The sequence below is a fragment of the Pseudomonas cannabina genome, assembly GCF_900100365.1.
GTDB classification, from domain to species: Bacteria; Pseudomonadota; Gammaproteobacteria; order Pseudomonadales; family Pseudomonadaceae; genus Aquipseudomonas; species Aquipseudomonas cannabina.
The window spans coordinates 5,327,232-5,338,668 of sequence record NZ_FNKU01000001.1 but is presented as its reverse complement, the minus strand read 5'-3'; the positions used below and the strand labels follow the sequence as shown (position 1 = coordinate 5,338,668).

10 protein-coding genes are annotated in these 11,437 nt (G+C 59.7%); 8 read left to right on the top strand and 2 right to left on the bottom strand.

Going from position 1 to position 11,437, the window contains the following annotated elements; all coding sequences use genetic code 11:
* Positions 1–71: 71 nt before the first annotated feature.
* Positions 72–542, top strand: coding sequence for an A24 family peptidase (locus BLT55_RS25040; protein ID WP_055002104.1), 471 nt, complete (start codon positions 72–74; stop codon positions 540–542).
* 145 nt (positions 543–687) lie between these two features.
* A complete protein-coding gene (locus tag BLT55_RS25035) occupies positions 688–1,482 on the top strand; it encodes a response regulator transcription factor (protein WP_055002105.1) in 795 nt (264 codons plus the stop codon).
* Between the two features lie 6 nt (positions 1,483–1,488).
* On the opposite strand, the gene BLT55_RS25030 is transcribed toward BLT55_RS25035, so the two are convergent.
* Positions 1,489–3,132, bottom strand: a complete 1,644-nt coding sequence (locus BLT55_RS25030; protein ID WP_055002106.1) for a response regulator — start codon at positions 3,130–3,132, stop codon at positions 1,489–1,491.
* A gap of 272 nt (positions 3,133–3,404) precedes the next feature.
* On the opposite strand from BLT55_RS25030, the gene BLT55_RS25025 reads away from it, so the two are divergent.
* The 6 genes from BLT55_RS25025 to BLT55_RS24995 all read left to right on the top strand — a co-directional run bounded on the left by BLT55_RS25025 (position 3,405) and on the right by BLT55_RS24995 (position 9,944).
* Positions 3,405–4,484, top strand: a complete 1,080-nt coding sequence (locus BLT55_RS25025; protein ID WP_007250907.1) for a DUF2333 family protein — start codon at positions 3,405–3,407, stop codon at positions 4,482–4,484.
* 1 nt (position 4,485) lies between these two features.
* The gene (locus tag BLT55_RS25020) at positions 4,486–5,031 is read left to right on the top strand and encodes an NUDIX hydrolase (protein WP_055002107.1); all 546 of its coding nucleotides are present in this window, start codon (positions 4,486–4,488) and stop codon (positions 5,029–5,031) included.
* A 253-nt stretch (positions 5,032–5,284) separates the two neighbouring features.
* Positions 5,285–5,656, top strand: a complete 372-nt coding sequence (locus BLT55_RS25015; RefSeq protein WP_007250909.1) for a translation initiation factor Sui1 — start codon at positions 5,285–5,287, stop codon at positions 5,654–5,656.
* A gap of 88 nt (positions 5,657–5,744) precedes the next feature.
* On the top strand, positions 5,745–7,658 hold the full coding sequence (speA, locus tag BLT55_RS25010) for an arginine decarboxylase (RefSeq protein WP_007250910.1): 1,914 nt from the start codon (positions 5,745–5,747) through the stop codon (positions 7,656–7,658).
* 218 nt (positions 7,659–7,876) lie between these two features.
* Positions 7,877–8,971, top strand: coding sequence for a contractile injection system protein, VgrG/Pvc8 family (locus tag BLT55_RS25000; RefSeq protein ID WP_055002109.1), 1,095 nt, complete (start codon positions 7,877–7,879; stop codon positions 8,969–8,971).
* A 79-nt stretch (positions 8,972–9,050) separates the two neighbouring features.
* Positions 9,051–9,944, top strand: a complete 894-nt coding sequence (locus BLT55_RS24995) for an alpha/beta hydrolase (RefSeq protein ID WP_055002110.1) — start codon at positions 9,051–9,053, stop codon at positions 9,942–9,944.
* Here BLT55_RS24995 and BLT55_RS24990 read toward each other — a convergent pair.
* Entirely contained in the window at positions 9,938–11,278 is a 1,341-nt protein-coding gene (locus BLT55_RS24990; RefSeq protein ID WP_055002111.1) for an MATE family efflux transporter, read from the bottom strand. The two genes, BLT55_RS24995 and BLT55_RS24990, sit on opposite strands and share 7 nt — an antisense overlap.
* Positions 11,279–11,437: the final 159 nt, after the last annotated feature.

The following is an 11,437-nucleotide window of genomic DNA, read 5'->3' as shown; positions in this document are numbered from 1 at the left end:
CCCTGACACTTGCTACCTGAAAACAGCATAGATTCTTTCCGGCAAAGGTAAAACAGTATGTGGTTTGATTGATGAAATTATTTTGCTTACTTGTGTGGTTTGCCGTATGTGCCGAGCAGGACGCTCGAAAAAAGGAAATCTCCAACCGGCTGACACTTGGCGCAATGGCCCTGGCGGCGGGATACCTGTTCGTTTATGGCCAGACCTGGCTGGGCGCTGAACCTGCCGACGCCGCTCTGGCGCTGCTGATTGCTCTGGGCTTGACGCTACCCGGCTATGCACTGGGCAGGCTGGGCGCGGGCGACGTCAAGCTGTTGGCGGCACTGGCCCTTGCAGCAAACAGTACGTATGTGTTGTGCACGTTTATTGGCGCGGGCATTGCGATGCTGACGTGGTTGATCGTCGGGCGCAGCGCCTGGCACCTTATTCACCAAGGGTTTACGCAACGTTATCGGTATATGAACCCGGCAGCGCCAGATAAACATCCTTTCTCGCCGTTTTTATTGGCCGGACTGTTAACCACTGCAGTATTGATCCACTAGTCGAATGAACAGTTAATGCTATGTACATAATCAGAAAGTGCAGCTACGTTTGAATAAACGCTGTGAAACACGTCACGCTCGAAAATTACCCCATTGTGTTTGCTGAATGGATAAAGCCCTCGATTTGTTATCGAGGTACTACAGCATGGAGTCGCATGTGAATACATTACCGATTACAAAAGTTCTGGTGGTCGATGACCAGCCTCTGGTCGTTGAAGAACTCAGTGAATATCTGGAGAGCAATGACTTTCATTGCGTGCGCTGTCACTCGAGCCTGGAAGCCATCGAACAGTTCAGCCATGACAGCAGCATCGGAATCGTCCTCTGCGACCTGGAAATGCCCGGCATGAACGGCATCGAGATGGTCGAAGCCATGAAGCAGATCGGCGGCAAGACGCACCTGTTCGAGGCCATCATGCTGACCGGGCGGGCCGAAAAAAAGGACGTGATCAAAGCCCTGCGCGCAGGCATCGCCGATTATTACCAGAAACCGGTCGACCTGCAGGACCTGCTGGAAGGTGTGAAACTCCAGTTGATCGCGCTGGATGAGCGGCAGAAGAACCGCAAACAGCTGGGCCTTCTCAATGAAAAGCTCCAGCACCTGGCGGCATCGATCGATGACCTTTATCAGAATCTGGACAACACCCGAACCCCACCGCCCGCCGAGCCCAAAGCGCGCAACGTTGCGCAAGGCAATACGCCGGTAACCATGGCGCTGGCCAAACTTTCACCGCGTCAGGTGGATGTGGCAAAACTGGTCAGCACCGGGCTGACCAACTATCAGATTGCCTGTGAACTGGGGATTACCGAAAACACCGTCAAACTCTACGTGTCGCAAGTGCTGCGCCTGACTCACATGCACAATCGCACGCAACTGGCACTGGCGTTTTCGCCCAGCAAATCCGCCGGACGGCAGCGCGCGACCGAGAATCACGACTGAAACGAATCAAGCCTTTACCACATGGTAAGGCGCATCTGACAACGTCGAGTGCACCTGATTGCGACCGGCATGCTTGGCACGGTATAGCGCGATATCGGCCTGGGACGCGAGGCTCAGGCTGTCGTCATGAGGGCCAAGGCAGACCACCCCGGCGCTGAAGGTGCAAAACAGGTCGACCGGCTGCGCGGGGTAATGAATTTCAGCGAAACGGTGGCGAATCTCGTCGAGCACTTTATGCGCGCTGTGAATGTCGGTGTCCGGCATGACCACCGCAAACTCTTCGCCACCATAACGGCCGATAAAGTCAGTCTTGCGCAAGCGCTGCTTGAGAAACAACGCCAGGCTTTTGATCACACGGTCGCCCATCGGGTGGCCGTGGCTGTCATTGACCTTCTTGAAGTGATCGATATCGAGCATGGCAAAGCACAGCGGCTTGTTTTCACGGCGCGAGCGAAAGCTGCAGTCTTCCAGCAGTTGCAGGATGTGCGTGTGATTGTAGAGCCCGGTCAGGCTGTCGCGGACCATCCGCGCTTTCAGGCTGCGGGCCCTGGCGGCACGGTTGCGAACAGTGGTGATCAGATGGCGCGGCTTGATCGGCTTGGTGAGAAAGTCGTCGCCGCCCTCGCTCATGGCGTCAAGCTGCTTGTCTTGATCGTCTTCGGCCGACAGGTAGATGATCGGCACGCTGACGTAACGGTCGTTGTGCCGAATGACTTTGGCCAGCTCGGTCCCGGTGCAGCCCGGCATGTACATGTCGAGAATGATCAGGTCAGGTTGAAACTCGGCCAGCTCGGCCATCGCCTGAATCGGGTCGATCAATACCCGCGTCACGATACCGGCAGCATTCAGCACGCGCTCGGTGTGCATCGCCTGAGCACGCGAGTCATCGATGATCAGCACCTTGTACGGCTCATATTGAGCCACGCAGGTCAGAACTTCGATCTTCTCCAGCAGGCTCGACGCTTCCAGCGCCCCGGTCAAAAACTCCTCACCCCCCGCACGTACGGCGGCCAGCCGGGTGGGTGTATCGGTTTCGTGCAGGCTGAAAAACAGCAACGGAAGCTTGTGCTCCAGCCCTTCCTGAGCTTGGGAGGCCAGTTTCAGCCCCTGGCCGGTGCCACCGAAATCGACATCCATGACAATCGCTGCCGGATGCCGCTGCGCCATCGCGGACTGGAAGTCGGAAACGCTGTGCAAGGACAGCGCCGCCAGACCGAAAAACTCCAGTTGTTTGGCCAACCGCTCGGCGCGTTCATCATCCTGAAGCACGACATAAACCGGTTTACGCAGCGGCGGCAGTGCGGTGTGTTCCAGCCTGTCGCCGTGCCTGAGCCCGGTCCGTGACAAGCGCTGCATCAGGCGATTGAGCTCGGTAATGGCACTGCTGTTGAGGCGCCCGCGGTTGGCTTCGACGGCGTCCAGCGCCTGGCCGATTTCGGTCGCCAACGCAACATGCTCGGCCTGCTCGAAGCGCTCGGCAAAACGCAGCAAGCGCAGGGTCGACTCGTTGAGTTCGGCCATGTCGGCCAGCGACCATTCGGCTTTTTGCAGGCGTTGCCACGTCTCAAGAATCTGACGTGCCTGATGAATGACCCGTTGGGCAAAATGATGCTTCAAACGATCGCGACTGGGATCTTCGGGCTCTGTCATATTCAGGCTACTGTGATGTTGCTGAGCGGTACGGCTGATAGCGCTATGCTAGCACCTCCCATACGACGCCAGCGCGCCGTAAGTCACTTATTTGACAACAAAACAATGGCGCATAGCCATCACTCAAAATCAATCGACTGATAGATGGAGGCTATAAGCTATAAGCTGCAAGTCAGAAGCGTTCGGCTTATGCTTGAAGCTTGCAACTGCCCACTAAGCTTGCGGTCGAACGATTCGTGAAGCATTCAACTCAAGATCGAAAGGACCCTACCATGCTGGATTGGAAGAACCGCGCAGGCAGCCCGGGCGAGCGCACCGCTGATACCTCATCGGCCAGACGCCGAGGTTACCTGGGTAACCTGTTCTATAGCCGCGCGCTGGGCGCCTTGGTCTTGATTTATCTGTTGGTCGCGTTGCTGGTCGGCTGGTACTGGAGCCGCGAGCCCGCTCTGTTCCCGGTGCAACAAAACGCACAAGCCGCTGCCGAGCGTGAAGGCAAGCAGATGGTCATCGGCTACACCACCGTCGAAACCTTGAAAAGCGTGGCCGGCACCCTGCTGAACAAGCCGGGTGGCTACCTGCTGAATGACAAAATGCCACCGGGTGTATGGCTGGACAATATTCCAAGTTGGGAATACGGCGTACTGGTACAGGTCCGCGACCTGAGCCGTGCGCTGCGTAAAGACTTTGCCCGCTCGCAATCGCAGTCGGCCGAAGACGGCGATCTGGCCCGTGCCGAGCCACTGTTCAACGTGAAGGACGACACCTGGCTGTTCCCTTCCAGCGAGTCGCAATACGCCGAAGGCATCAAGGCCTTGAGCCGCTATCAGGCCCGTTTGTCCGATCCGAACCAGAAAGGCGCGCTGTTCTATGCGCGTGCCGACAACCTGAACAACTGGCTGGGCGATGTAGGCACCCGCCTGGGTTCGCTGTCGCAACGGCTGTCGGCCAGTGTCGGTCGGGTCAAGCTGAACAGCACGCTGAAAACCGAGAGCAACATCTCGGTCAAACCGGGCGAAGTGCCGCAGGTCGATGAGGAAATCGTCGAAACCCCGTGGTTGCAGATCGACAACGTGTTCTACGAAGCACGCGGTCAGGCCTGGGCGCTGTCGCACTTGTTGCGCGCCATCGAAGTCGACTTCGCTGACGTGCTGGCCAAGAAGAATGCGACGGTCAGCGTGCGTCAGATCATTCGTGAGCTAGAGGCCTCGCAGGAACCGATGTGGAGCCCGGTCATTCTCAACGGCAGCCCGTTTGGTATGTTCGCCAACCACTCGCTGGTCATGGCCAACTACATTTCCCGGGCTAACGCTGCGGTGATCGACCTGCGTCAGTTGCTGAATCAGGGCTGATATGGCCATTCCCTCGAACGAGGCCGCGCATCGCGCCGCCTCCGACGCCGAGCAGATCGCTTGGGTCGACGAGCAGGATCAATTGCTGGGCTCCCGGGTTCGCGCCGAGCTGCGCGAACAAGGCCTGATCGGGCGTGGCACCTACATCCTGCTGTTCAACAGCGCAGGCGAACTGTGTGTACACCGGCGCACCCTGAGCAAGGCGATTTATCCAGGTTTCTGGGATGTGGCCGCAGGCGGGATGGTGCAGGCGGATGAAAGCTATGCCGAATCTGCCGCTCGCGAGCTTGAAGAAGAGCTGGGGGTGAGCGGCGTGCCGTTGCAGGCACACGAACGGTTTTTCTTTGATCAGCCGGGTAATCGGCTGTGGTGCGCGGTGTTCTCGGCGGTGTGGGACGGGCCGCTGACACTGCAGCCCGAAGAGGTGCTAGAAGCGCGCTTCATGCCGGTCGACGACGTGTTGCGTCAGGCAGAGCAGAACCCTTACTGCCCTGACTCACTGGCAGCGCTGAAACGCTACCTGGAACAGGCCGCACATTTTCAGTAACTCACCCGTTCAGGAAGCCACCCGTCCAGTAAAGCCCCGGTTCGCAAAAGCGGGTGTTCGGTAAGCAAGCGTTCAGTAAATTGGCACGTCCAGCCCCTTAGCAACAGGCCTGTTTGCCGTTACACTGCGCGACCTTTTTCAAACTGTGTCGGCACTGCCGCCGCAGTAGCGCTGCCCCTGCCAGAGTGGGGCTTCGCGGTCGACGGCTCGTGCGAGCCCGACCGGTCTTCGGTCCTCAACAAGAGGATTTTGCGTGGCTAAAAAAGCCGCTTCTCTCGCTGCCTTGGGTGGCTTGGTGTTTTCAACCGACGCAGGGCGTCATTGCCCCGATTGTCGCCAACCCGTTGCTGACTGCACCTGCAAGCAGACGGCCATTCCGGAAGGCGACGGCATAGCCCGTGTGCGCCGCGAGAGCAAAGGCCGTGGCGGCAAGACAGTCACCACCATCAGCGGCGTGCCGCTGGCCGAAGAGCCGCTCAAAGAGCTGGCCAAAGCCCTAAAGCAACGCTGCGGCACAGGCGGATCGCTCAAGGACGGCGTGATCGAGATTCAGGGCGATCATGTCGAACTGCTGATCGCTGAACTGACCAGAAAAGGCTTCAAGGCCAAGAAGTCCGGCGGCTGAACCCGCGAATCAAATCGTCATTTCAACTCATTACACTGCGTCCAGCTGGCTAATGGCTGGCGCTACGACTTCTTTATAGGGGACTTCGATGTCCGTACGACGCACACGCAAAGACGATGGTAGCCAATGGACCGTTGCGGACAGCCGCAGCGTTTATGGTATTCGCCATTGGGGCGCGGGTTATTTTGCAATCAACGAAGCGGGTCGCGTTGAAGTTCGCCCCAACGGGCCCGGCAGCTCGCCGATCGATCTTTACGAGCAGGTCGACAATCTGCGCAAGAGCGGCCTGTCGCTGCCATTACTGGTGCGCTTCCCCGACATCCTGCAAGACCGCGTGCGTCAGCTGACCGGTGCCTTCGACAGCAACATTGCGCGCCTGGACTACCAGAGTCAGTACACCGCGCTGTACCCGATCAAGGTCAACCAGCAGGAAGCGGTGGTGGAAAACATCATCGCCACACAGAACGTGTCCATCGGTCTGGAAGCCGGTTCCAAGCCCGAACTGATGGCCGTGCTGGCACTGGCGCCGAAAGGCGGCACCATCGTCTGCAACGGTTACAAGGACCGCGAGTTCATCCGTCTGGCGCTGATGGGCCAGAAGCTCGGTCACAACGTGTTCATCGTCATCGAGAAAGAATCCGAAGTCGAGCTGGTCATCGAAGAAGCCGCCGAGCTGAAAGTCGCCCCACAAGTCGGCCTGCGTGTGCGCCTGTCGTCTCTGGCGTCGAGCAAATGGGCTGACACCGGTGGCGAGAAATCCAAGTTCGGCTTGTCTGCCGCGCAATTGCTGTCGGTGGTCGAGCGCTTCCGCAAGGCCGGTCTCGATCAAGGCATCCGCCTGCTGCACTTCCACATGGGCTCGCAGATCGCCAACCTAGCGGACTACCAGCATGGTTTCAAGGAAGCGATCCGCTATTACGGCGAACTGCGCAAACTCGGTCTGCCGGTGGATTACATCGACGTCGGCGGCGGTCTGGGCGTCGATTACGACGGCACGCACTCGCGCAACGCCAGCTCGATCAACTACGACATGGACGATTACGCCGGCGTCGTGGTCGGCATGCTCAAGGAATTCTGCGACGCGCAGGGTCTGCCGCACCCGCACATTTTCTCGGAAAGCGGCCGCTCGCTGACCGCGCACCACGCCATGCTGGTGGTTCAGGTGACCGACGTCGAGAAACACAACGACGAAGTCCCGGAAATCGCTGACAAGGAAAGCCTGCCGGAAACCGTGCAATGGCTGGTTGACCTGCTGGGCCCGACCGACATCGAAATGGTCACCGAAACCTACTGGCGCGCGACGCACTACATGAGCGACATCGCCACCCAGTACGCCGACGGCAAGATCAGCCTCGCGGAGAAAGCGCTGGGCGAACAATGCTACTTCGCCGTCTGCCGCCGCCTGTACAACTCGCTGAAAGCGCGTCAACGCTCGCACCGTCAGGTGCTCGATGAACTCAACGACAAGCTGGCCGACAAGTACATCTGCAACTTCTCGGTGTTCCAGAGCCTGCCGGATACCTGGGCCATCGGCCAGGTGCTGCCGATTCTGCCGCTGCATCGTCTGGGCGAAGAACCGGTACGCCGCGCCGTGCTGCAAGACCTGACCTGCGACTCCGACGGCAAGATCAAGCAATACGTCGACGAGCAGAGCATCGAGACCAGCATGCCGGTGCACTCGCTGAACGAAGGCGAAGACTATTTGCTGGGGATCTTCCTGGTAGGCGCCTATCAGGAAATTCTGGGCGACATGCACAACCTGTTCGGCGACACCGATTCGGTGAACATCTATCAGAACCCGGATGGCAGCGTGTATCACGCCGGTATCGAAACCCACGACACCATCGAAGACATGCTGCGCTACGTGCACTTGTCGCCGGAAGAACTGATGACCCATTACCGGGACAAAGTCGCCAGCGCCAAGATCACCCCGCGCGAACGCACCTACTTCCTCGACGCCCTGCGCCTGGGCCTGACGCGCTCTTCGTACCTGTCTTCCTGACGGTATTCACGGGCTCATCATTTCTCGTTCCCGCAGGGGAACGAGAATCTTGTTCCCGTCGTAGGCCAAACCAGACACGCGCCTGATGACACCAACCCGACCTGCGTAATCCCAAGCCCCATCCCTCTGTAGGCAATGTCCTTTTCTGCCTGATCAAGCCCTGCGCCACCTGCCTTCTCCGCCAGAATCCGCGACCGCATTCCCGCCGAGACACCTTCATGCCCGACCCAGCCAGCGCGCCGTTCTTTCGTCTGGAAATCGCCCGACTGCAACGCTGCTTTGACGTCATATCCTTCAATCCCACAGAGGCAATCAGCCAGCCATTTGTGTTTGAAATAGAGATTCTCGGCGACGGCTTCGACCTGGATCTCGCCAGCCTGATGTTCAAGTCGGCCTACCTGAACCCGGGCGACGAGCCGGGTTTTCACGGGCAGATCCACAGCGCGACCCGCAGCCATTACCACCCCGGCCCGGCGTGCTACACGCTGACCATGGGGCCCCGGCTGAGCTGCCTGGCTTTGCGTTACAACTCACGCCTCTTCCAGCACATGACTGCGCCACGCATCATCGCTCAGGTGCTGGAAGAACATGGTTTGAAAAACAGTTATCGCTTTGACCTGCAGACAGAGTGCCGCGAACGCGAGTGCTGCGTGCAGTATCAGGAATCCGACCTGCAACTGGTGCAGCGCCTGTGTGCAGAAGAAAACATCCACTCTTACTTCGTTCACTCACGAAGACACCATCATCTGATCTTCGCGGACACCCGCGTCACCGCGCGAGCGTTACCGCCCCGCCCGCTGATTGCACAACTGCAACGGGGCTGGCTCGTGGGCCCTGGCGGCGAAAAAGCCAGGCGCGATGCCTCGGGCCGGGTGCAGGTGCAGCTCGAATGGGACCTGCACGCTCATACAGGCGGATGCTGGCTGAACCTTGCGCCGGGGCTGGACTTCGAATGCCTGGGTGGCGTGCCGGTGCTGGTGAGCTTTACCGAGGATGACTCACAACCGCCGCTGATCACCGCCTGTCTTCAGAATCCGAGTCACGATCCACTGGCCGTTTTTGAATCACCCGACACTCACGACGCCGACAACGTCCACATGCACCTCGACTGGCAGACCCTTTCGGAGGCTCAAAGACACCTGCACCTGCAAGATGGCACCTGCATAGCGATTGGCGAAGGCAGCGAACTGACCGTGGAAACCGGGCAAAGCACGCTGCGGATCGATCACTACGCCGTCGAGCTGAGCAGCCCGCGTATCAGCTTTGCCCGCCAGACAAATGACCCGGCAGGTGATCCGGATGCCTCTGCCTGACGTAGCGGTAACACTGCGGCAACCGGGGGCTATTATGGTAGTCTCAGCCCTATCCGAATGATCTGTCAGAGCCCGAACCATGACCCGAACGATTTTACTGACACTGCTAGGCGGAGTATTACTTGCTGCACTGGCTGGCTGTTCGCCCTTGAGGGTGCTGAACAACTTGAACCCGAACGGCCCCGTCGATCATGTTTCCGGCCTGAGCTACGGTCCGGACCCGCGCAACATGCTGGACATCTACACGCCGAAATCGAAACCGGCCAATGCGCCGGTGGTGGTGTTTTTCTATGGCGGAAGCTGGAGAAGAGGTTCCAGGGCTGACTACGCGTTTGTCGGCCAGGCACTGGCGGCACGTGGCATCGTCGCTGTCATTGCCGACTACCGGCTGTACCCGCAAGTACGCTACCCAGGCTTTCTCGAAGACTCGGCCCAGGCGGTGGCCTGGACGTACAAACACATCAAAACCTACGGCGGCGATCCCGAACGCCTGTTTGTGATGGGTCACAGTGCGGGCGCCTACAACGCGGCGATGCTGGCCCTCGATCCTCGCTGGCTGGCGCGTGAAGGATTGTCGCCGTCGATTCTCAGCGGCTGGATCGGGCTGGCCGGGCCTTACGACTTCTTGCCCATAGAGGAAGAGGAAGTGAGACCGGTGTTCTTCTACCCGAACTCGCCTCCGGAGTCGCAGCCCGTCAAGTACGTGAGCGCCAGCGCACCACCGGCGCTGCTGATGGCCTCGCGCAACGACACAGTGGTCAACCCCGAGCGCAACACCGGCGGCCTGGCGCAGAAGCTGCGAGCAGCAGGTGTACCGGCGCGTGACGTGTATTTCTCGCGCACCAATCACGGCACGCTGGTCGGTGCGTTCGCCAAAGTGTTGAGCAGCCTGGCACCGGTTGCGGACGAGGTTGAAATGTTCGTCAACAACACGCCGCACAGGCACCCGGCCGCGAAAGCATCGGCTCAGTGAGTGAACCAGCCATCGCTACGTGTCAGGCGCCAGGCAATGGCGCCCAGGCTCAAGCCGCGCAGCAGGGTAAACGCCAGAAAGGTCAGCCATAGCGCGTGATTGCCATGGCTGGAAGCCAGCCACGCAACCGGCGCGATGCCTGCCGCGCTGATCAGCATCGCGTTGCGCATTTCGCGGGCCCGCGTGGCGCCGATGAACAGCCCGTCGAGCAGATAGCTCCAGACCGCGAGCAACGGCATCAACGCCAGATACGGCAGGTAGGTGATCGCCGTTTCACGAACCTCGGGAATGTCGGTCTGCAGGCTGACGAACCAATGCCCGCCCGCCAGAAACAACAGCGCAAACCCCACGCTGGCAATCAGCGACCAGCCGCCTGCCACCACCAGTGAACGACGCAGCGTGTCGCGGTCACGCGCCCCGATGGCATGGCCGCAAAGCGCTTCGACCGCATGCGCCAGCCCGTCCAGTGCATGAGCCGTCAACAGCAGGCCGTTAAGCAGCAATGCGTTGGCCGCGACCGTTGCATCACCGAGCCGAGCGCCCTGCACGGTAATCAGAAACATGACCGATTGAAGCGCCAGCGTGCGCAGAAAGATATCGCGATTGACCGCCAGCAACGGCCGCCAGTTGCTCCATAGCTTCAGCGCCGACCAGACAATCTGTCCGGGCCAGGCGCGCAAAGTCTTGCGCGCCAGCAGCAGGCCGAGCACCACGCCGGTCCATTCCGCCAGCACCGACGCGCGGGCCGAGCCAATAACGCCCCAGTCCAGCTCCATCACGAACCACAGATTCAGCACGATGTTGACCACATTGGTGACCAGCAGGATCGCCAGCGGTGCCCGGGCGTTCTGCGTGCCGAGAAACCAGCCGACCAGCGCATAACTGGCCAGCGCCGCAGGCAGGCCGAATAATCGAGTGTGGAAAAAGTCCAGGGTCATCTGTTGCAAGTCGGCAGACGGCTGCATCATCGCCAGCGCCAGATGGCTGAACGGCAAGGCGATCACGCCCAGCAATAATGCCAGTCCCCCGGCCAGCAACAGCCCCTGCAACAGAATCCGCCGCAGCGCCGCGCTGTCACTGCGCCCCGCCGCCTGCGCGGCAAACCCGGTGGTGCCCATGCGCAGAAACCCCATCGCCCAGGCGAGAAAGGTATACAGCGTCGCCCCTACCGCCACGGCACCCAACTGATGCGCATGCGGCAAATGGCCAATCACCGCACTGTCGACCAGCGCCACCAGCGGTACGGAAATGTTCGACAAAATCATCGGCGCCGCCAGCGCCCAGACACGCCGATGGGTTGAGCGGTGACGCCAATCAGTGAGCAACGTAGACATGAGAACCCCCGACAAGGCGGGCATTGTAGCCACAGCGCGAGGGCTATGCAGTTTAACTATCGTGCGACGCCCCTTACCCCAAATGCGTCCGGGCGCACGCTGTTCAATCTGACAGTAATACTTGTCACCTCGACTGTTATATAGTCGCCTCCTCTCTAC